The organism is Sphingomonas koreensis (assembly GCF_002797435.1).
Taxonomy (GTDB): Bacteria; Pseudomonadota; Alphaproteobacteria; order Sphingomonadales; family Sphingomonadaceae; genus Sphingomonas; species Sphingomonas koreensis.
In genome coordinates, this window is the sequence record NZ_PGEN01000001.1 from 3,513,577 (window position 1) to 3,534,387 (window position 20,811).

Below are 20,811 nucleotides of genomic sequence, written 5' to 3' on the forward strand. Positions count from 1 at the left end.
TTCTATATCGATCGCTACAGAAAGGAGGCCGGTATGCCGGAAGCTAAGCGGACCGAACGGGGCAGACCCCGCGGGTTCGATCGCGATGCGGCGCTCGAACGCGCGATGCGGCTATTCTGGCGCCAGACCTATGAAGGGACCTCGCTCGCCGACCTGACGGCGGCGATGGGGATCAATGCGCCGAGCCTCTACGCGGCCTTCGGCAGCAAGGATGCGCTGTTCCGTGAGGCGGTGGCGCACTACGCAGCGCATTACGGCACCGAAATCTGGCGGGCGCTGCGCGATATCCCGACGATCGACGCCGCGATCGAGGAATTCCTGGCTGCGACCGCGCGATCCTATTCGACGCCCGGCGATCCGGCTGGGTGCATGATCGTGCTCGGTACCCAGCATGCGGATGGCGAGAGCGACCCTGTCCGGTGCGAGCTTCGTGCGCGACGGCGGGCCGGTCTCGACCTCATCGCCGAACGGCTTTCCCGCGCGGTCGCCGATGGCGAGTTGCCGTCCGGCTTCGATGTCGCCGGCGCCGCGGCGTTTCTGCTCAGCGTGCAGACCGGCATGTCGGTGCTCGCACGCGACGGGGCGGGGCGCGCGGCACTGGAGGCCGCGGCGCGCGGCGGACTGCTGGGCTGGTGCGGCTTGCGGCGGCTGAACAACTGATACGAAAACGCCCGGACCTTTGCGGGTCCGGGCGTCTCGCTGTCCGGCGGGCTTCCTGCGGAAGCGGCGCCTGGAAGGGATTCGGCTCAGGCCGAATAGTACATGTCGAACTCGACCGGGCTGGGGGTCATTTCCCAGCGCGCGACGTCGCCGCGCTTGATCTCGATATAGGCCTCGATCTGGTCCTTCGAGAACACGTCGCCCTTGAGGAGGAAGTCCATATCGGCTTCCAGGCTGTCCAATGCCTCGCGAAGCGAGCCGCACACGGTCGGCACTTCGGCCAGTTCTTCGGGCGGCAGATCGTAGAGGTTCTTGTCCATCGGGTCGCCCGGATGGATCTTGTTCTGGATGCCGTCGAGGCCGGCCATCAGCAGCGCCGCATAGCAGAGATACGGGTTGGCCAGCGCGTCGGGGAAGCGGAACTCGACGCGCTTCGCCTTGCTGCCCGCGCCGTACGGAATGCGGCAGGAGGCCGAGCGGTTGCGCGACGAATAGGCGAGCAGAACCGGCGCCTCATAGCCCGGGACCAGGCGCTTGTAGCTGTTGGTCGACGGGTTGGTGAAGGCGTTGAGCGCCTTGGCGTGCTTGATCACGCCGCCGATGAAGTAGAGGCACATCTCGCTGAGGCCGGCATAACCATTGCCCGCGAACAGCGGCTTGCCGCCATCCCAGATCGAGAAGTGGGTGTGCATGCCCGAGCCGTTATCTTCCTTGATCGGCTTGGGCATGAACGTCGCGGTCTTGCCATAGGCATGCGCGACCTGATGCACGACATACTTGTAGATCTGCATGCGGTCGGCGGTCTGGACCAGCGTGCCATAGGTCAGGCCCAGCTCGTGCTGCGCCGCGGCGACCTCGTGGTGGTGCTTGTCGCAGGGCAGGCCCATTTCGAGCATGGTCGAGACCATCTCGCCACGGATATCGACGGCGCTGTCCACCGGCGCGACGGGGAAGTAACCGCCCTTGGCGCGCGGGCGGTGGCCCATATTGCCGCTCTCATACTGTTTGGACGAATTGCCCGGCAGCTCGATATCGTCGAGCTGGTAATAGCTCGAGGAATAGGTGTTCTCGAAGCGGACGTCGTCGAACATGAAGAATTCGGCTTCCGGGCCGACATAGACGGTGTCGCCGATGCCGAGCGACTGGAGATAGGCCTCCGAACGCTTCGCGGTCGAGCGCGGGTCGCGGGCATAGAGCTCGCCGGTCGAAGGCTCGACGATGTCGCAGACCAGGATCAGCATCGGGGTGGCGCTGAACGGATCGGTCCACACCGCGTCCAGATCGGGCTTCAGGATCATGTCCGATTCGTTGATCGCCTTCCAGCCCTCGATCGACGATCCGTCGAACATCAGGCCGTCGGTCAGTTCGTCCTCGCCGAGGATGCTGGCCACCATGGTGAGGTGCTGCCACTTGCCCTTGGGGTCGGTGAAGCGCAGGTCGATCCACTCGATCGACTGTTCCTCAACCATCTTCAGAATGTCGGCGGCGGTGTTAGCCATTGGAACCAAGCCCTTTCTCTTGATTGTCAGACCGGCGGCTGCCGGAGAATCATGTTGCGTTGCAGCGGTGTCTCGTGAAATTTTTGCGCTGCGTCAAATTCGTATGATCAGCTGAAACGTGGCGATCAGATCGCGTTGTCGTCGCGCTCTCCGGTACGGATGCGCAGCGCGGTCTCGATCGCGGTGACGAAGATCTTGCCGTCGCCGATGCGGCCGGTCTGCGCCGCGGCGGCGATCGCCTCGACCACGCGGTCGGTCAGCGCGTCCTCGACCACGACCTCCAGCTTAACCTTGGGGAGGAAGTCGACGACATATTCTGCACCGCGATACAGTTCGGTATGCCCCTTCTGGCGCCCGAACCCCTTGGCTTCGGTGACGGTGATCCCCGAAACCCCCACTTCGTGCAGTGCTTCCTTCACCTCATCCAGCTTGAACGGCTTGATGATGGCTTCGATCTTTTTCACGGCCTGTCATTCCTTCGCTTCAAGCGGAGCTGGCTTCGCTCCGACTTTGCCTGGTCCCGCACCGATGCTTGGCGAAGGCCCGGACAAGGATCAAGCAAAACGCCCCTTGCCGCGCGGGTTGCACGAGCCGTGCCAGAATCCCCGGTCCATCTGTCCGAAGGGATTCGGCACCGTAGCGGCGCGGGCGCGTGAATCCCTGCCTAACAATTGGGCAGGGCGGGCGAAATTCTGCGCGATTGCGGGGCAGCCTTGCCGCGTGTGGAAGGCGGGTGTAGCGGTTCGCTATCACACCTGTTCGGGGATTTCTTAACCTATGCGCCTCGCCCGCCTGATGCTCGCCGGTCTGCTTGCCGGAAGCGCCCTTCTTTCCGCCCCCGCGCTTGCGCAGCAGGCCCCGGCGGCCCAGCCGGGCGAAGGCGTCGAGGACGCCAGGCTCAAGGCGCTGTTCCACGCCAGCGACGAAGCGATGCTCAAGCGCCAGCCGCTGATGGCGATCTTCCGCGGCGACCTGCGCTACGCCGACAGGCTCGGCAACTATTACACCGACGCTTATACCGCTGCCGAGAAGGCGGCGGTCGAGCACGACCTTGCCGCGCTCAAGCGGATCGACCGGAGCAAGCTGAGCGCGGTGAACCGGATCGCCTATGACGTGTTCAAGGCGGATCAGGAGCGTAGCCTCAAGGGCTTTGCCCCCGCGATCATGAGCGTCGGCAAGTACCTGCCGATGGATCACTTCACCGGTTTTCAGACCTTCTATCCCGACTTTGCCTCGGGGCAGGGTGCGGCACCGTTCAAGACGGTCGCTGACTATGACAACAATCTCAAGCGCAACATCGAATATGCAGCGACCTATGATCGCGTGATCGGGCTGTTCCGCGAGGGGATGAAGCGCAAGATCGTCCAGCCCAAGCTCGTCGTGCGCAACATGATCGGTCAGTTCGACAAGCTGATCGCGCAGGGCGTCGAGGACTCGGTCTTCTACGCGCCGGTCAAGAAGTTCCCCGACGGCGTCGGGGAAGCCGATCAGGCGCGGCTGCGCGCGGCCTATGCCGCACAGATCCGGGACGTGATCATCCCCGCGCACAGGAAGATGCGCGACTTCCTGGCGAACGAGTATCTCCCGGCCGCGCGCGATACCGTCGGCACCTCGGCGCTGCCCGGCGGCGCGGCGGTGTACAATTATGCGATCGAGAGCAACACGACGCTGCCGCTGACCGCGGACTATGTGCACAATCTGGGCCTGTCCGAAGTGAAGCGTATCCTGGCCGAGATGGAGGCGCAGAAGAAGGCGGTCGGCTTCACCGGAACCTTGCCCGAATTCTTCACCTTCCTGCGCACCGACACGCGCTTCCAGCCCAAGAGCGCCGACGCGCTGCGCGAGGGGTATGAGGCGATCGGCAAGCGCGTGGACCTGCGCGTGCGCGAGCAATTCTCGCTGATCCCCAAGACCCCGCTCGAGATCCGCCCGGTGCCCGATTACCGTGCCGAAGGCGATGCCGCGGGCAGCTATGTCCAGGGTACGCCCGACGGGTCGCGTCCGGGCGTGTTCTTCTACAACACCCACGATCTGCCGGTGCGCTATACCTGGGGCATGGAGACGCTCTACCTGCACGAGGCCGTGCCGGGGCATCACTTCCAGATCAGCCTGGCGCAGGAGAATGACAAGCTCCCTGCCTTCATGCGCTTCGGCGGCAACACCGCCTTCGTCGAGGGCTGGGCGCTCTATGCCGAGACGCTGTACAGGGAACTCGATGTCGCGGTGGAGCCGTACCAGCGGATGGGCGGCCTCAGCGACGAGATGCTGCGCGCGATGCGGCTGGTGGTCGATACCGGCCTCCACGCCAAGGGCTGGAGCCGCGAGCAGGCGATCGACTATATGCTCGCCAACTCGCCGATGCCCAGGACCGACGCGATCGCCGAGGTCGAGCGCTATATCGCGATGCCGGGGCAGGCGCTCGCGTACAAGATCGGCCAGCTGACCCTCCTCAACGCGAAGGCGAAAGCCAGGGCGGGACTGGGAGCCAAATTCGATCCGCGCGCCTTCCATGCCACGGTGCTCGACACGGGTGCACTGCCGATGCCGGTGCTGGAAAAGAAGGTGGATGACTGGATCGTGTCGGCGAAGTGAATTTGTAAAGAATGCAGGCCAGTCATTCGTATCAATGGAGCTATATAGTGTAGCTCGTACTGGTGAGAGATTCGTGAGTTCTTTTTACGAACTTCACGAATCTCCTACCATATATTTCTGATATATGAGGCAGCATCATGTGCTCGATCGTTTCAATGCCATCCCGGTGAAGCTGGTAGGCGATCGTCTGTTCCCATGATTTGAAGTATGCCTGCCATTCTTTTCTACGCGATCTTCCAAGCGGAGGAATTCTTGACATCGGCCATATGTTGAATCTTCTCGGGTCTTGTTTCCGTCCGCCGGACTCATTGTCCGACCAGAAGATCGTCATCTGCTCGACATAGTCCCAAAGTTCCTCAAGCGCGTGGAGTTTGTAGGAAATGAAATCTCCCTTGTCGGGAACTGATTTGCTGTCTGCCTGAATATCCGCTCTGAACTTCAGATACTCGCGAAACAAAGTCTGGGCATGGGATTCACGTGCGGCCCGCCTGGTATAGCGATATGCGTTCAAGGCGACAACGGCTGCGATTGCTGTAATGCCAACCGATATCCAGTCGGTGATCTTGGTTCCGCTGAACACGAAGGTCAGGCAGCCGCCAAGCGCGTTGATAACAATGGCTACAAAGTCCTGAAGCCCGGCCAAACTAGGGCGTGAGGTCAGCGCTTGCCACACAAGCTCGAGCAAAAAGCAGAGTATCATTGCTTGTCGTCCCCCGGGTGCGACGGTGCCGCATCGCAGGGCGTGCTACAATAGTGAGGCGATCAGGATATGTTTTATTGGCGCTACCGTTTCACGACAGCGCGATGGGCAGATCAGAGCGCCATTCCAGCCGCCCAGCCGCTCGCCCAGGCCCATTGGAAATTGTAGCCGCCGAGCCAGCCGGTGACGTCCACCGCTTCGCCGATCGCATAGAGGCCGGGGACGTCGCGTGCTTCCATGGTTTGGGAGGACAGGCCCGCGGTGCTGATGCCGCCAATCGTAACTTCGGCCTTGGCGTATCCCTCGGTGCCGTTGGGGTGAAAGTGCCAGGCGGCAAGGCGGCGTTCGGCTTCTGCCAGCTTCTTGTCGGCGGTATTGGCGAGTTCAGTATCGAGCTCCAACTGATCGGCGAGCGTGTCGGCGAGGCGGTTGGGCAGCGCATCGCCGAGCAGCTTGCGTAGCGTTGTGCGGGGGTGGGCGCGCTTGGCTTCGGTGAGCCAGTTGGGCACCCGATCAGGGAGGAAATCGATCTCGACCGGTTCGCCATGGCGCCAAAAAGAACTGACCTGGAGGATCGCAGGGCCGGACAGGCCCCGATGGGTGAACAGCGCCGCCTCCCGGAACTTCGCCTTGCCCGCGCGCGCCTCGACCGGCGCGGCGACGCCCGAGAGCTCGCGGAACAGCACTTCGTCTCCGCCGAGCGTCAGGGGCACGAGCGCGGGACGGGGCTCGACCACCTTGAGCCCGAACTTGCGCGCAAGATCATAGGCGAAGCCGGTGGCACCCATCTTGGGAATGGATGGCCCGCCGGTGGCGAGGACGAGGGCAGGGGCGGTGGCTTCGCGGTCGCCGACGCTCACCCGGTACTGGCCATCGGCATGCGTCACGTCGCGAACCGCATGGCCCAGCGCGATCTCGACCCCGCCGGCCTCGCATTCGGCGAGCAGCATCGCGACGATCTGCTTCGCGCTGCCGTCGCAGAAGAGCTGGCCGAGCGTCTTTTCATGCCAGGCGATGCCATGGCGATCGACCAGCGCGATGAAGTCGTGCTGGGTGTAGCGGCGCAGCGCCGACTTGGCGAAATGCGGGTTGGCGGAGAGATAGCGGTCGGGCGCGATGCCCAGATTGGTGAAGTTGCACCGTCCGCCGCCGGAGATGAGGATCTTCTTCCCGACCTGATCGGCATGGTCGATCAGCAATACGCGACGCCCGCGCTGGCCGGCGGTGAGCGCGCACATCAGGCCGGCGGCGCCTGCGCCGAGGATGATCGCGTCGTAGGTGGTTGGTTGGGCGGTCACGTCGCTTCCTTCGTCATCCCGGCCTTGTGCCAGGATCCACCGGAAGGCGAGCGGTGACAATGAGCCTCTTGTTCAATGCTTGCGGAACCGTGGACCCCGGCACAAGGCCGGGGTGACGGCTTAGGGTAGCTGGGAATTGCCTAACGCAGCTTCGCGATCGACAGGCCGTCGGCCTTGGCGCGGTCCTTGACCGATTCCTCGCTGCGGGTCAGCGCCTTGGCGATCGCCTTCAGCGCCATGCCCTTCTTCGCCAGCGTGTGCAGCTTCTGCACCTCGTCGGTGCGCCACGGCTGGCGGTGCCGCTCGAACTTTCCCTCTGCCATCAGGCGTACGGGGGCTGGTGCAGGCCGCGCTGGCTCTGCGTGAAGATCTCGCAGCCGTCCTCGGTGATGCCGATCGAATGCTCGAACTGCGCCGAGAGCGAGCGGTCGCGGGTTACCGCCGTCCAGCCGTCGTCGAGCAGCTTCACGTCGGGGCGACCGATGTTGATCATCGGTTCTATCGTGAAGAACATGCCGGGGCGCAGCTCCGGGCCGGTGCCGGGGCGGCCGACATGGACGACTTCGGGCGCGTCGTGGAAGACGCGGCCAAGACCGTGGCCGCAGAAATCGCGAACCACGCCATAGCGGTGCTTCTCGGCATATTTCTGGATGGCGTGGCCGATATCGCCCATCGTGTTGCCGGGCTTCGCCATTTCGATCCCGATCATCAGGCATTCATAGGTCACGTCGACCAGGCGCTTGGCCTTCAAGGGCACGTCGCCGACCAGATACATGCGGCTGGTGTCGCCGTGCCATCCGTCGAGCAGGGGCGTGACGTCGATATTGACGATGTCGCCGTCCTTGAGCGTCTTGGGGCCCGGAATGCCGTGGCAGACGACATGGTTGATGCTGATGCAGCAGCTGTGCGTATAGCCGCGATAGCCGAGCGTCGCGGGCACCGCGCCGCCATCGATCGTCATCTTGCGGACGATGTCGTCCAACTCCTGCGTCGTCACGCCGGGCACGACATGTGGCACCAGCGCATCGAGAATGTCCGCGGCAAGGCGCCCGGCGGCGCGCATCCCTGCGAACCCGTCGGGACCATAGAGCTTGATCGACCCGTCGCGGGCGAAATTCGTGTCTTCGGTTACGGCAACATATTCGGTCATCGCCGCGATATAGGCGAAAGAGGGCGGCTTTGCGAGGGCGGCCGGGCAGGCTATGGCCATGCCATGAGCGAGCGTATCTGGACCGCGGGACTTGTGGTGATCGGCGACGAGATTCTCTCGGGCCGCACGCAGGACAAGAATGTCGCGCAGATCGCGATCTGGCTCAATGTGCAGGGCATTCAGCTGGCCGAGGTGCGGGTGGTGCCCGATACGCAGGACCGCATCGTCGAAGCGGTGAATGCGATCCGCACCGGATACGATTATTGCTTCACCACAGGCGGGATCGGCCCGACGCATGACGACATCACCGTCGATGCGATCGCGGCGGCGCTGGGGGTGCCGGTGGTGATCCATCCGGAGGCGCGCGCGCTGATGGAACGCTATTACGAGACGCGCGGCGGGCTGACCGAGGCGCGGTTGCGCATGGCACGCGTTCCCGAGGGCGCGGATCTGATACCAAACCGGATGTCGGGGGCGCCGGGCATCCGCGTCGGCAACCTCTTCATCCTGGCGGGGGTGCCGCATATCACCGCGGGGATGCTCGACGCGCTGACCGGTACGCTCGAGGGCGGGCGGCCGGTGGTGAGCGCAACGATCGGCAGCTGGGCGGCGGAGAGCGAGATTTCCGGGCTGCTCGGCGAGACCGAACGCGCGTTCGAGGGGGTTGCGATCGGCAGCTACCCCTTTTTCCGTGAAGGGCGGACGGGGGCCAATTTCGTCGTCCGGGCGACCGACCCGGCGCTGGTCGATACCTGCGCCGCGGAGCTGGGCGCCCGGCTTTCGGCCGCGGGGTACGAGGTCGTCAAAGGGGGTATCTAACCCCTTTACGTGACGTGCTGTGCTGATATCGTAACACACAATATCAGCAGGGGATGCACATGAAGATGAAACGATGGGTGGCGGTGCTTGCGCTCGCCGGAGCGGCGCTGCCGCTCGGGCTGGCGGCAACGCCCGCAGCGGCTCGCGAGGCGCAGCAGAAGCTGTCGGTCGAGATGCAATATTACACGCTGCCCAACGGCTTGCGTGTGGTGCTGGCCAAGGACACGATCTCGCCGACGGTGACCGTCGGCGTCTATTACGGCATCGGCTTCCGCATCGAGCCCAAGGAGCGCACCGGCTTCGCGCACCTGTTCGAGCATCTGCTGTTCCAGGGATCGAAGAACGCGCCCAAGGGCGTGCATATCAGTACCATCAGCAACGCAGGCGGCATCCTCAACGGATCGACCCGGTTCGACTTCACCAACTATTTCGAGGTCGTTCCCTCGAACGCGCTCGAGCGGATGCTGTGGCTCGAGGCGGATCGCATGGCGAGCCCGGTCATCAATGATGAGGTGCTGAAGAACCAGCAGGGCGTCGTCGGCAACGAGGTCAAGGTCAACGTCCTCAACCAGCCGTACAGCACCTGGCCGTGGATCGACCTGCCGATGCTGGCCAACACCAACTGGTACAACAGCCATAACTTCTACGGCGAGCTCAAGGAGATCGAGGCGGCGACGGTGGCGGACGCCACCCAGTTCCATGACGCCTTCTACAAGCCGTCCAACGCCGTGCTCGTGGTGGCGGGCGACATCGATTATGCGGCGACCAAAGCGATGGTCGAGAAATATTTCGGCTGGATGCCCAAATCCGCACCGGTGAAGCTGCCCGACATCAGCGAGCCGCGCCAGACCGCGGAGAAGTTCAAGAGCCGCGTCGATCGCCTTGCGCCCAAACCGGGCTGGGCGGCGGGCTATCACGTTCCCGCGCGCGGCACGCCCGAATGGTATGCGATGGGCCTGATCGACCAGATGCTGGTCAAGGGACAGGACAGTCGTCTCTACCGCAAGCTGGTGGCCGAGACCGGCATTGCCGGCGAGGTAGGCGGGGGGATCAACTTCCCGTTGGGCAATATGTTCAACTATCAGGGCCCGATGTTGTGGAGCTTCAACTTCACGCATGACGCCAATCGCAGCCGCGACGAGATCAAGGCGGCGGTTGACAGCGTGATCGAGGATCTGCGCACCAAGCCGGTCTCCGCCGAGGAGCTGGCGCGGGCGCGAACCAAGATGCGCTCGTCGCTTTACTCGACGATCGACGGCACCGGACGGATCGGCCTGATCGACCTGCTGGCGGTGTATGCGTTGTTCGACAACGACCCGAACAAGGTGAACCAGATCGAGGACGGCTTCGCCAAGGTGACGCCGGCGCTGATCCAGAAGACCGCGCAGGAATATCTGCGTTCCACCAACCGATCGATCTACGCGATCGACCCCGGCGCGGCGCCCGCTGCTGCGCCCAAGCCCGCGGGAGCCAAGTAAGATGCGCCGCATGATCGCAAGCCTGATGGCTGCAACGCTGCTCACCGGCCCGCTCGCCGCGCAGGAGCTTCCGACCACACCGCCGCCGATCCCGGCGCCCAAGGCGTTCAAGGTACCGGCTTCGGAAACATTCACGCTCGCCAACGGGATGAAGGTCACGCTCATCCCCTATGGCGTCGCGCCCAAGGTGGTGGTGTCGCTCCAGACCTATGCCGGTTCGCTCAACGAGGGCGAGAATACCTGGCTCGGGCTGCTAGCCGTGGACATGCTGAAGGAAGGCGCGGCAGGCATGACCGCCGCGCAGATCGCGCAGAAAGCTGCCGAAATGGGCGGCGGGCTGGGCACCAACGCAGGGGCTGAAAGCTCGTCAGTGACGCTCAATGTGCTGTCCGAGCGCGCAGCGGATGCGATCGCGCTGGTCGCCGATGTCGTGCAAAAGCCGAGCTATCCCGAAAGCGAGCTGGCGCGGGTCAAGGCCAACTGGAACCGCCGCCTAGCGGTAGCGCTGAGCCAGCCGGGCACGCTCGCCAATGCGGCGCTGACCCGGGCCTATTACGGCGCGGACCACCCCTATGGCCGGGTGTTGCCGACTCCGCAGCAGTTCGGCGCCTACACCACCGCACAGCTCAAGGCGTGGCACGCCGCGAATTTCGGGGCGAAGCGCTCGCATCTCTACATTGCCGGCAAGTTCGATGCGGCGGTGGTGAAAGCGGCGGTCGAGAAGGCGTTCGGTGGCTGGGCCGCGGGTCCGGAGCGGCTGTCGCTGCCGCCGAGCCCCAAGCCGGGGCCGCAGGTTTTGCTGGTCGACCGGCCGGGCGCACCGCAATCTACCTTCAGCATCGCCTATCCGGCACCGAATGCGGGGACGCCGGGAGACATCCCGATGCGCGTGTCGAACGCGTTGCTGGGCGGATCCTTCAGCTCGCGCATCACGCGCAACATCCGCGAGGCGAAGGGCTATACCTATTCGCCGGGATCTGGCCTGGCCTTCTACCCGGCCAATGCGGTGTGGACGTTCAACGCGGACGTGACCACCGCGGTGACCGGTCCGGCGCTCAAGGAAGTGTTCCACGAGATCCGCACGCTCCAGGCGACCCCGCCGGGCGACGAGGAAGCGGCGGGGATGCGCCAGTATATGGCGGGCCTGTTCGTGATCCAGAACTCGACCCCGGGGGCGCTGGTGGGATCGCTGGCGACGCGGGACTCGCTCGGGTTGCCGCGCGACTGGATGGATAAATATGTCCCCGCCACGCTGGCTGTAACCCCGGCGCAGATCAGCGAAGCGGCAAAGAACCTGCCGATCGACAAGTTGACGCTGGTGGTGGTGGGTGACCTGAAGGTCGTCACGCCGCAGCTTCAGGAACTTCCCGAGTTGAAGGGTGTCGAGTTCAAGACCGTTACGGTCCCTTGAACGAATATTCGGGAAGTGAAGTGAAATGAAGCGGGGCCGGTATGATGCTGGCCCCGTTTTTCATTTGAGCGATGACAGTCAACGGTTCGCCGCAATTGCGAGTTTGTGACGCGACGAAATGCGGGTTCCACTCATTGAACCCCCGTTATGACCCAACACAGCAACCCAGCGCGTTACGCGCACCGCCGGGCGATCGCCGTGCTGCTTGCGGCCGTTGCCCTCCCTACAACCGCGCTGGCGCAGGAGACGGTGACCCCGCCGACGGTGCTGGTGCCTAGCCAGCCTGCGCCGATTCCTGCACCTGCACCTGCACCTGCACCCGCGGTGCAGGCGCCATCGGGCGAATCCCGCACTCCGGTCGCGCCCAGCGCGCTGGCTCAGGTCGAGCAGGAGGAGCGCGAACGCGCTGCCGCCCGCCAAGCCGCACGAGCCGAGGCGCGGCAGCTACAGCGCGCCGCACGGCCCGCTCCGCGATCCGAGGCACTGGCGCGCCCAGCCGTGAAGCCCGCGCCTGAGACCGCGCTAGCCGAAACGGCCGAGTCGGTTGCCGCTGCGCCGGCGACTCCGCCTTCAGCGGAGATCGTGAATCCGCCGGTCGAGACCGCAGCGGCCCCGGTCACCGAGACTGCGACTCAGCCGGAACCGTCCGGTAACGGCAATCTCTGGTTGATTCTCGCCGCCGCCGGCTTGGCATTGGCTGCGATCGCGGCCTTCCTGCTGCTACGTCCGCGCCGCCGCGACGAGGATCTGGCCTATGCGCCCCGTTCCGAGGCCGCCGCCGTCCAGCCCGAGCTCGTGCATGAACCCGTGCACAGGCCGCGCCTTGCCGACCCGGTGGCCGCCGCGCCGATCTTCGTCGCCCCGCGCCACGAGCCGGAGGTGGCTTCGACCGCAGCGCAGCCTGCGCTCGAGAATCCGGAGCTGGTCACGCCTGATGCCGCGGACATCGATGCGGTGCTGGGCGGCGCGAAACCGCAGGGCCGCCGCCCGGTGCTTGAGCTCGCGATGCGGCCGACTCGCGCGGGAATGAGCCGCCGCGGCGCTATGGTCGAGTTCGAGTTGACCGTTGCCAATGCCGGCGCGCTGCCCGCGGAGGATGTCCGCATCGGCGCGTTCATGCTGGGCGACAGCGCCGCCGTTCCTTCGGAGATCGAGCGACTGCTCATGCAACTGCCCACGGAGCAGGTCGTGCCCGCCGAGCGGATCGAGCCGGGCGGCGGCAAACGTCTCGATGCCGCGGTAACGCTGCCGCGTGAGCTGGTCGACGCGGCTGCGCACGACGGCGAGGACGGCTTCACGCCGGTGCTGGTTGCCGACGCGCGGTATCGTCTCCCCGGTGGCGGCGAAGGGCGGACTGCCGCAGCTTTCACCATTGGCCGCGTCAATGGCGGCGAGCATCTCGTCCCGATCGCGTTGCAGGACGATCCGGCAGTCTATGCCGATATCGAGGCCCGGCTGCACAGCGTTCCCGCCAAGATCTGAGGCGAGGGCGTAGCGAAAGCCCGCTCCACCCGCGCGGTGGAGCGGGCTTTGTCTGCGCCCGGCCGTACGCATTTTTTGGTGCCCCGCTGCCTGCGCATCATGCTAACGCGCCCCGCGTGACTGCGTCTTCCCTTCGCGCGACCATCGCGCTGATCCCGATCATGCTCCTCGCCGCGCCAGTTGCAGCGCAGGACAGCACGCCCCCGGCCGTCATCACGCCGCCGGTACGCGATTTTAGCCTGCCGCCATCAGGACAGACGCCATCCCCGGCGCCCACTCCAACGCCCACTCCTGCGGCGACCGTCCAGCCCGTGCCGATCCCGACGCCTTCGGCAACCGCTGCGGCGCGCGTGCCGACCGGACGCTCCACCCCGGCAGCTGCCCGCGCTCCTGCGGCCGATGTGCCCGCGGCTTCTGCCTTGGAGACCGCGCCGGCGCCTGCGGCGAGCCCGACGCCGCCTCCGGCTGCGATATCGTCACCCGAACTCGAACTGCCTCAGCCTTCCCCGACCAGTGCGGTTGCGCCGCCGGTTGCCCCTGAAGGCCTGCCCGGCTGGCTCTGGCCGGCACTCGGCGGTGTCCTGCTTCTTGCGGCGGGCAGCGTTGCGGGTTGGTGGTTCGGCCGCCGCCGTCGGTTGCGGGACGTTGAGGAAGCGCAGCCCGAAGGGCTGGAGGTTCCGGCTTCTGCCCCCACTCCGGGTCCGCCGCCGCTGAGCAAGGCACCTCCGGTTCCCGTGGCTCCGGCGGTGCCCGCCGCACCCATGGCGGCAAAGCCTGTGCTGCCCTCGGTCCCGCCGCCCGATGGACCGCTAGTGACCGAGATCCGGCCGATGCGTGCAGCGATCCGTGACGGGATGGTCACGCTGGATCTGGAATTGTTCATCCAGAACCGCGGGCACGAGTCTGCGGACAATATCCGCGCGGTCCTGACGCTGCTCGGCGCCAATGCCGAGCAGGATGCGCAGATTTCCACCTTCCACGGCGCCGCGCGGATCGCCGCGGGCTCCGAGCCCTTCAGCATCGCGCCCGGTGCAATCCATGCGCTCAACGTCCAGGTGAGCCTGCCCGGCGATCAGATGCAGGTGGTGACGGTGCAGGGCAAGCCGATGTTCGTACCGATCGTCCCCGTATCGCTCAAATGGTATGCTGGGCTCAGCATCCGTACGCTGCGCGACGCTTTCATGGTCGGGACCGCGCCGGCTGCGGGCGGCGACCGGCTGGGGCCGCTCTGGGTGGAGCGGGCGGGCGAGGGCTTCGGGCGCCTCGCGGCGAAACGCTACGTGCCCAAGGTTTAGCGGGTGAGGATGACGGCGCCGAGCAGGACGACCAGCGCCATGCCGATCGCCAGGAACAGCAGCATCCACGACAGCGAATTGAGGCCGCGCCACGCCTGAGCCTCATCGGCCAGCGGCATCTGTGGCGTGATCGTTTCCACATCGACGTCGGTCGTTTGTGACAGGGTGCTGACGAAACGTTCCCAGACGTCTGGATCGTTCGTTAGCCCGGCGGGCAACTGGGCGAGCAATGCGGTGAATAGATCGCCGACGGTGCGCCATTGCGGCGCATCAGCATAGTCGATCGTCACGCCGAACTCAGCTTCGAGTTCTTCGATCACAGCGAATTCGTCGCTGTTGCTGGCGAGGCCGAGCGTGGCGGGGACGATATCGATCATCGTTCGATGCCTAGGTGGCGTGCCGAATTGCGCCAACAGAAAAGGGCGGCCCGTTGCCGGACCGCCCGATTCACTAGCAAGCGTAACGCTTGCCGCACGAGATCCCCGCCTGCGCGGGGATGAGTCCTGCGCGCCTCGCGGCGCTCAGGCTCACTTGATCTCGACGGTCGCGCCGGCTTCCTCGAGCTGCTTCTTGAGCTTCTCGGCTTCGTCCTTCGACACGCCTTCCTTGACGGCCTTCGGCGCGCCCTCGACGAGAGCCTTCGCTTCGGTCAGGCCGAGGTTGGTGATCGCGCGGACTTCCTTGATGACGTTGATCTTCTTGCCACCGTCGCCGGTGAGGATCACGTCGAACTCGGTCTTCTCTTCAGCTGCCGGAGCAGCGGCGCCGGCGCCGCCAGCAGCGGCAACGGCGACAGGAGCGGCGGCGGTGACGCCCCACTTGTCTTCGAGAAGCTTCGAAAGCTCAGCGGCTTCGAGCACGGTCAGCTCGGAGAGCTGGTCAACAAGAGCGTTCAGGTCAGCCATGATAGTTTCCTTTGGTCAGATTGGTTCGAAAATAGTCGCGAAAGAACGCCGCACTTAAGCGGCCTCCTTCTCCGCATATGCCTTGAACACGCGGGCGAGCTGAGCCGCCGGTGCCTGGGTGACGGCTGCGAGCTTCGACGCCGGGGCCTGAAGCAGGCCGACGATCTTGCCGCGCAGTTCGTCGAGCGAAGGCAGCGATGCGAGCGCCTTCACGCCTTCCGCGTCGAGCAGCTGGCTCCCCATCGCGCCACCGACGATCTCGATCTTGTCGTTCGTCTTGGCGAACTCGGCGACCACCTTGGCGGCGGCGACCGGGTCGGTCGAAGTGGAAAGCGCCGTCGGACCCACGAGCAGGTCCGCAAGCACCGAATAGTCGGTGCCCTCGATCGCGATCTTGGCAAGGCGGTTCTTCGCGACCTTGTAGTTCGCGCCGGCTTCACGCGCCTTGTTGCGGAGGTCCGTCGATTGCTTGACGGTCATCCCGAGGTTGCGGGTGACGACCACCACAGCGACCTCGTTGAAGGTGCGGTTCAGCTCGGCAACGGACTCGGTCTTCTGAGCACGATCCATGCCGGTCTCCTCAAAATACCCCAACCCACAAGAGTTGGAGCCGGTTACGCCGAGGGAAGGGCGGATGCCCAACCCCCATGTCCGAGGGGCATGATCGTCAGGGCGCGGATAGGCTCCGGCTGGCTGACCCGAACTCCGTCGCTTGGAAGGAGCCGGTAAAATCCTTGTCCCCGTCTTGGCGGGAAATTAAGACCGGCAAACCCGGTCACCCACTGTCTCGGACGGTACGCCTGACCGGCAAGCCGGCCACGCGAAGGCGCGCCAATAGCGGCTGGCGCGCGAAAGTCAACTCTGGCGGCGCATCAGGGGGCGGTGATCAGGATGACGACGCGGCGGTTCTCGCGACGCCCTTCGGCAGTGGCATTGCTCTCGATAGGGAAGCGGTCGCCAAGACCGGTGGTGGAGATCGCGGCCTTGTCGAACCCGCTTCCGACCAGCACTTCGGCCACCGCCGCCGCACGGCGTTCGGACAGGCGTTGGTTGTGCTCGGCGCTGCCCGAACCGTCGGCATGGCCCTCGACCGTCGCGTGGCGGATATCGACAGCGAGCAGGCGACCGGCGATCCGCTTGATCGATCCGGCTTGCTGGGGAAGCACGGTGCTTTCGTCGCTCGCGAAAAGCAGCCGGTCGTTGATGCTGAATTCCCACCCGCGGTCGGTCTCGGCAAAGCCCTCCTCCATGAAGACCGCACGCTGGGCGCGGGTCCAGGGGGACTTGTCCTTCGACATCTGGCAACCGCCGAGGACGAGCGCGGCGAGGGCGAGGAACAGAGCGGTACGCACGAACGGCGGCATGACGGTCAAACTCCCTGTTGCCGGGCGCGAAGGTCTCCCTTGGCGACATACATTGCCGCGTCCGCCCGATTGATGAGCGTGGTCAGGTCCTGACCATCGCCCGGATAGATGGCAGCGCCGAGACTCAGCGTCATCGCAACCGTCTCGCCCGATGGAAGGCGGAACGGTTCGGCCATGCGCGCGGCGATCTCGCCCGCCACGCGCTCCGCCGCGTCGGCACCGCTGGGCGCTGCAAGCAGAATTGCGAACTCGTCGCCGCCCAGCCTCGCCGCAACGTCGCGGGCGCGCAGGCAATTGCGGATCCGTGCCGCGACCTCGATCAGCACTGCATCGCCCGCGGCGTGGCCGTGACGATCGTTGATCGGCTTGAACGAGTCCGCATCGGCGTAGAGGAGCACGAAGCTCGCCTCGCCCGCGCGTGCCTCGGCGAGCATCTCGCCGACCCGGCGCTCGAACAGCGCGCGATTGGGAAGGCCGGTCAGTGCGTCGTGGCTCGCCTTGTAGCTCAGCGTTTCGTTCTCGCGGCGCATATGCTGGCGCCAGTCGCCCAGCTCGGCGATCAGCGCGTTGAAATCGATCCTCAACGCCTCGACCTCGCGGATCGACGCGGGCGGGACCTTCGGGTCGAGTGTTTCCTCGCGCCGGAAGCCGTGCGCGGCGTCGACGATCGCGTTGAGCGGCTCGACAATGTCTGCGCGCAACCGCCGTGACAGCAGCCAGGCGGCGAGGCCGGTTAGCACCAGGCAGACCAGCGTGCCGAGCACGCCGTCGCGGATATAGGCGGCGACCCCACTGCCTTCGCCGCGCACGCGCACCGTGCCGATACGGCTGCCAAGATGGATCACCGGCTCGTCGACGGGGGAGGCGAAGAACAGCCGGTCCGCGATCCAGCGGGCAAGCGAGTCATCCTGCCCCTCGCGCTCGACAGTGGCAAGAACGGTGCCGTCGGGCTTGATCAGTGCGATACCGGCTACGCCCGGCTCGAGCAGCGGGGCGATGGCCTGCTGGGCGGAGACGGGGTCGTCGAACACGATCGATGGGGCCGCGGAATAGCCTGCCGAGCGGCCGATCAGATGTAGATTCTGTCCGGCATAGGCACCGATCGCGGCGAAGCCGGCGAGCAGCACGGTCAGGCCGGTCAGCCCGACCGCGAACAGGGTGACGCGCAGATGCATCCGCGCGAGCACGCGACGCAGCGTCGGCAGGGGGGCGATACCGCTCACGACGCGCCATCCTCGGGGAGCGCGATCCGCAACACGCGCGGATCGATCCGCACCGTGCTTCGCGACGCGGCGTCGATGCTGAGCCGGAAACCGACCCGGTCGGGCAATACGCGCAGGCAGAAGATCGTGCCGCCGCGGCACTCCGGATCGGCCTCGGCGATCGAGAGGATCGGCTGGTCGCGGATCGAGCGCAGCATCCGCTGACGATCGGCATCGGTCATCACGCCGAAATAGAGAATATCGCAGCCACGCGTCGGGCCGCCGGGCAGCACGATCTGCGTCTGCACCTGCCGCCCGGCGCTCTGGCCGATGCGGCCGAAGCCCTTGGTATAGGTCGTGGCACCGCTGACGCAGAGCCGCTGCACGGGGCGCGGCTCGGGCCATCGGGTATAGCTGATCATGCCGCCTACGGTGCGGGCGACCACCGCGTCATGCTGGCCGGGCGGGACGCGTGTCTCTGCAATCAGCCCTGCCGAACCGATGGATGTACTCGCGCCCATCACGATGAGCGCTACCATCAACGTCACGTCAATTCCCCCGAGCGGAACCGGTTCCGCTCATCTCGATTGACGTGTCGCTAGCGTATCAAACGGCGAAATGCCAGATTTCGTTAACTGCGACGCAGGGCGTCACTCGGCAGGCGCGGTCTCGTTGCCGCCCTGATCGCGCGGAAGGCGCGCGGTCATGCCGACCGCGTCGGCATCGTCCTGCACCTGTTCGTCGGTTGCGCGATCGTCCTCGACGATCGGTGCAGGGGTCGGCGTCGGGCTGGGCGTGGGCTCGGGCTCGGCGAGGTTCTGCACCGGCGTCTCGTCGATCACCACGGCCGCATTGTCGTTGTCGTTGACGGGCGCGTCGGGCGCGTCGGAACCGCCCGAACAGGCGGCGAGCGCCGTGGCGGCGAGCAGTGCTGCGGCAAGGGACAGGCGACGGGTCATTGGGTTCTCCGTGGAAATGGGGTCAGCGCGCGGCGAGCGCCTGAGCGGCGCTCCGCTTCTCGATCTTGGTCGCAAGCGTCTTGTCCCAGCCATAGGGATCGCCGCGGAAATTCATCGTGCCGGTGCCGCTCGCATAAGCGGTCCAGTAGAGCAGGTAGACCGCCACCTGGTTGGGCAGCGCGGCACGCACCGTCTCGCCCTTCGCCAGCGCACCGTCGATCGCCTCGGGGGTCCATTGCGTGCTGCCCTCGAGCAGCAGCCGCGCAAGGTCGGCGGGCCGCTCGAGCCGGATGCAGCCGTGCGAGGCGAGCCGGTCGAAGCGCGAGAAGGTGCCCTTGCTCGGCGTATCGTGCAGATAGACCGCGAACGGGTTGTTGAAGTCGAACTTGTATTTGCCCAGCGCCGACTGCGCGGGCGACTGCTGGAGCCGGCGGTTGGGACCGGTACCGATCACCTTGAACCCGTTGCGGGCGAGATAGGCCGCTCCCTTGGGGAACAGCTCGCGCTGGGCGATGCCTGCGGGGACGTTCCATGGCGGGTTGAGTACGACCGAATGAATGCTCGACTGAAGCATCGGCGTCTCGCCGCCGCCGGGCTTGCCGGTCACCCCGCGCATCGACATCACCGGGCGATCGCCCTCGAATACCGCGACCTGAGCGGCGGCGATGTTCACTTGAATGCGGTCGACCGGCATCTCCTTCGGCATCCAGCGCCAGCGCTCCATGTTCGCCATGATCTGGCGGACGCGGCTGGAGACGGGGACGTTGAGCGCCGAAAGCGTACCGGTGGAGACGGTACCGGTCGGTGCCAGGCCATAGCGGCGCTGGGCGCGGACGACGGCTTCCTTAAGCGCGGCGTCGAACTTGTCGCCGCTGCCGGTGACTTCGCCATCCTCGACCGCGAGGCGGGCGCGCAGCGCGGCGACACGCGGGCCGCTCGACCCGGCAGACAGGTCCGGGCCGGCGGGAATGGTGCCCCATCCGCCCGCGGTCTCGATCCGGCGGTAGCGGGCAAGGCCCTTGCGCAGATTGTCATAGCCTTCGTACTGCGGTGTCAGGCCCGCGAACCATTGGCCGATCCGGTTGTCCGCGACGGCCTTGGCAAAGCCGGGCAGCGGATCCCATGCGGCGGGGCGAAGGGCCCAATCCTCCTGGAAATCGGCGGTGTCGAGGCGGCCGATATGGATCGCGCGGGCATAGTCCAGCGCAGCGCGGACCAGACCCTGATCGTCGGCGGGCAGCACTTCGGCCTCGGCGGTCGAATAGCGCAGACCCTGCGCGATCCGGCCCTGCACGATCAACTGGCGCACCTGCTGCGCCTGCTCCGGGCTGAGCACGGGGAGCGGGATCTGGACCGGTGTGATCTGGACTGGCGCAGCCGGGGGCGCTGCCTGCGGAGATGTCGGGGTTGCCGTAGCGGCGGGCGGGCGCGGTGCACCCTGCTGCGCAAGCGCAGGCGCGCCGAGGGCAAGACCGAGCAAGGGCAGCGCCGCAACACCATGCGACCGCGATCGTCCGAACATCTAGAGCATCATCCTTTCACCGAAGCCCAATGATAGAGGCCGCGTCCGTGAAAGTCACCCGTCCCCAGCCCGGAATGCTCAAGCCGGAGAGAAGGCTTTTGTTCCCGCGACTCCGATAACAATCAACGCCATGAACCCGGCCTGCACCGGCGATACGCGATCGCCGAAGATCATGATGCCCATCAGGATCACGCCGACGGCGCCGAGGCCGGTCCAGATCGCATAGGCGGTGCCGGCGGGCAGATCGCGCATCGCGAGGCCGAGCAGCGCCATGTTGACGAAGCTGAGCGTCACGGGGACCAGCGACGCGTGCCAGGTCGAGGCGCTCGCCGCCCATTTGAGGCTGAGCGCCCAGATGATTTCAGTAACAACGGCAATGCCGAGGATAACCCACGCCATGAGATTTCCGGTCTGTCGCGGGCTCGAAACGTCATGCGCAGGCCGGAAACCCGAAAGAGGCGGCGCATGGCGCCGG

22 protein-coding genes are annotated in these 20,811 nt (G+C 65.7%); 7 read left to right on the top strand and 15 right to left on the bottom strand.

Going from position 1 to position 20,811, the window contains the following annotated elements; translation table 11 throughout:
• Window positions 1–33 precede the first annotated feature (33 nt).
• A complete protein-coding gene (locus BDW16_RS16715; RefSeq protein WP_066577015.1) occupies window positions 34–660 on the top strand; it encodes a TetR/AcrR family transcriptional regulator in 627 nt (208 codons plus the stop codon).
• Window positions 661–746: 86 nt separating this feature from the next.
• Here BDW16_RS16715 and glnA read toward each other — a convergent pair whose 3' ends face one another.
• Window positions 747–2,159 carry a type I glutamate--ammonia ligase gene (gene glnA / locus BDW16_RS16720; RefSeq protein ID WP_066576826.1) on the bottom strand — a complete coding sequence of 471 codons (1,413 nt, stop codon included), beginning with the start codon at window positions 2,157–2,159 and terminating at the stop codon, window positions 747–749.
• A 125-nt stretch (window positions 2,160–2,284) separates the two neighbouring features.
• Window positions 2,285–2,623, bottom strand: a complete 339-nt coding sequence (locus BDW16_RS16725; RefSeq protein ID WP_066576824.1) for a P-II family nitrogen regulator — start codon at window positions 2,621–2,623, stop codon at window positions 2,285–2,287.
• Between the two features lie 313 nt (window positions 2,624–2,936).
• Between BDW16_RS16725 and BDW16_RS16730 the strand changes: the two genes are divergently transcribed.
• Complete coding sequence (locus tag BDW16_RS16730; protein ID WP_066576820.1) at window positions 2,937–4,751, top strand: DUF885 domain-containing protein; 1,815 nt, start codon at window positions 2,937–2,939, stop codon at window positions 4,749–4,751.
• Between the two features lie 40 nt (window positions 4,752–4,791).
• Here the strand turns inward: BDW16_RS16730 and BDW16_RS16735 are convergent, their stop codons facing one another.
• The 4 genes from BDW16_RS16735 to map form a co-directional block, all read right to left on the bottom strand.
• Complete coding sequence (locus BDW16_RS16735; RefSeq protein ID WP_066576816.1) at window positions 4,792–5,451, bottom strand: cation diffusion facilitator family transporter; 660 nt, start codon at window positions 5,449–5,451, stop codon at window positions 4,792–4,794.
• Window positions 5,452–5,564: 113 nt separating this feature from the next.
• Complete coding sequence (locus tag BDW16_RS16740) at window positions 5,565–6,749, bottom strand: BaiN/RdsA family NAD(P)/FAD-dependent oxidoreductase (protein ID WP_066577009.1); 1,185 nt, start codon at window positions 6,747–6,749, stop codon at window positions 5,565–5,567.
• A gap of 140 nt (window positions 6,750–6,889) precedes the next feature.
• The gene (locus BDW16_RS16745; RefSeq protein WP_066576812.1) at window positions 6,890–7,072 is read right to left on the bottom strand and encodes a hypothetical protein; all 183 of its coding nucleotides are present in this window, start codon (window positions 7,070–7,072) and stop codon (window positions 6,890–6,892) included.
• Complete coding sequence (gene map, locus BDW16_RS16750) at window positions 7,072–7,899, bottom strand: type I methionyl aminopeptidase (protein ID WP_066577007.1); 828 nt, start codon at window positions 7,897–7,899, stop codon at window positions 7,072–7,074. The genes BDW16_RS16745 and map overlap by 1 nt, the downstream gene beginning before the upstream one ends.
• A 63-nt stretch (window positions 7,900–7,962) precedes the next feature.
• Here map and BDW16_RS16755 point away from each other — a divergent pair, with 63 nt between their 5' ends.
• The 5 genes from BDW16_RS16755 to BDW16_RS21145 all read left to right on the top strand — a co-directional run bounded on the left by BDW16_RS16755 (window position 7,963) and on the right by BDW16_RS21145 (window position 14,384).
• Window positions 7,963–8,718 carry a competence/damage-inducible protein A gene (locus tag BDW16_RS16755; RefSeq protein WP_066576809.1) on the top strand — a complete coding sequence of 252 codons (756 nt, stop codon included), beginning with the start codon at window positions 7,963–7,965 and terminating at the stop codon, window positions 8,716–8,718.
• A 59-nt stretch (window positions 8,719–8,777) separates the two neighbouring features.
• Complete coding sequence (locus BDW16_RS16760; protein ID WP_066576807.1) at window positions 8,778–10,196, top strand: M16 family metallopeptidase; 1,419 nt, start codon at window positions 8,778–8,780, stop codon at window positions 10,194–10,196.
• Between the two features lies 1 nt (window position 10,197).
• Window positions 10,198–11,607, top strand: coding sequence for a M16 family metallopeptidase (locus BDW16_RS16765; protein WP_066576804.1), 1,410 nt, complete (start codon window positions 10,198–10,200; stop codon window positions 11,605–11,607).
• A 147-nt stretch (window positions 11,608–11,754) separates the two neighbouring features.
• Window positions 11,755–13,089, top strand: a complete 1,335-nt coding sequence (locus tag BDW16_RS16770; RefSeq protein ID WP_083954251.1) for a hypothetical protein — start codon at window positions 11,755–11,757, stop codon at window positions 13,087–13,089.
• 116 nt (window positions 13,090–13,205) lie between these two features.
• On the top strand, window positions 13,206–14,384 hold the full coding sequence (locus BDW16_RS21145; RefSeq protein ID WP_125958793.1) for a hypothetical protein: 1,179 nt from the start codon (window positions 13,206–13,208) through the stop codon (window positions 14,382–14,384).
• On the opposite strand, the gene BDW16_RS16780 is transcribed toward BDW16_RS21145, so the two are convergent.
• The 9 genes from BDW16_RS16780 to BDW16_RS16820 form a co-directional block, all read right to left on the bottom strand.
• Complete coding sequence (locus tag BDW16_RS16780; RefSeq protein WP_066576798.1) at window positions 14,381–14,761, bottom strand: hypothetical protein; 381 nt, start codon at window positions 14,759–14,761, stop codon at window positions 14,381–14,383. The genes BDW16_RS21145 and BDW16_RS16780 overlap by 4 nt on opposite strands.
• 150 nt (window positions 14,762–14,911) lie before the next feature.
• Window positions 14,912–15,289: a 50S ribosomal protein L7/L12 gene (gene rplL / locus BDW16_RS16785; protein ID WP_066576792.1), complete on the bottom strand. Its 378-nt coding sequence runs from the start codon at window positions 15,287–15,289 to the stop codon at window positions 14,912–14,914.
• A 54-nt stretch (window positions 15,290–15,343) separates the two neighbouring features.
• Window positions 15,344–15,859, bottom strand: a complete 516-nt coding sequence (rplJ, locus tag BDW16_RS16790; protein WP_066576787.1) for a 50S ribosomal protein L10 — start codon at window positions 15,857–15,859, stop codon at window positions 15,344–15,346.
• 302 nt (window positions 15,860–16,161) lie between these two features.
• Window positions 16,162–16,653 (bottom strand): outer membrane lipoprotein YfiB, encoded by a 492-nt coding sequence (gene yfiB, locus BDW16_RS16795; protein ID WP_066576785.1) that lies wholly within the window; start codon window positions 16,651–16,653, stop codon window positions 16,162–16,164.
• A gap of 5 nt (window positions 16,654–16,658) precedes the next feature.
• Window positions 16,659–17,876, bottom strand: coding sequence for a diguanylate cyclase DgcN/YfiN (gene dgcN / locus BDW16_RS16800; protein ID WP_066576784.1), 1,218 nt, complete (start codon window positions 17,874–17,876; stop codon window positions 16,659–16,661).
• Window positions 17,873–18,394, bottom strand: a complete 522-nt coding sequence (gene yfiR / locus BDW16_RS16805) for a regulatory sequestration protein YfiR (protein WP_066576781.1) — start codon at window positions 18,392–18,394, stop codon at window positions 17,873–17,875. Before yfiR ends, dgcN begins: the two co-directional genes overlap by 4 nt.
• Window positions 18,395–18,505: 111 nt before the next feature.
• On the bottom strand, window positions 18,506–18,814 hold the full coding sequence (locus tag BDW16_RS16810) for a hypothetical protein (RefSeq protein WP_066576778.1): 309 nt from the start codon (window positions 18,812–18,814) through the stop codon (window positions 18,506–18,508).
• A gap of 22 nt (window positions 18,815–18,836) precedes the next feature.
• The gene (locus BDW16_RS16815) at window positions 18,837–20,336 is read right to left on the bottom strand and encodes a L,D-transpeptidase family protein (protein WP_066576775.1); all 1,500 of its coding nucleotides are present in this window, start codon (window positions 20,334–20,336) and stop codon (window positions 18,837–18,839) included.
• Window positions 20,337–20,414: 78 nt separating this feature from the next.
• On the bottom strand, window positions 20,415–20,735 hold the full coding sequence (locus tag BDW16_RS16820; RefSeq protein ID WP_066576771.1) for a DMT family transporter: 321 nt from the start codon (window positions 20,733–20,735) through the stop codon (window positions 20,415–20,417).
• Window positions 20,736–20,811 lie beyond the last annotated feature (76 nt).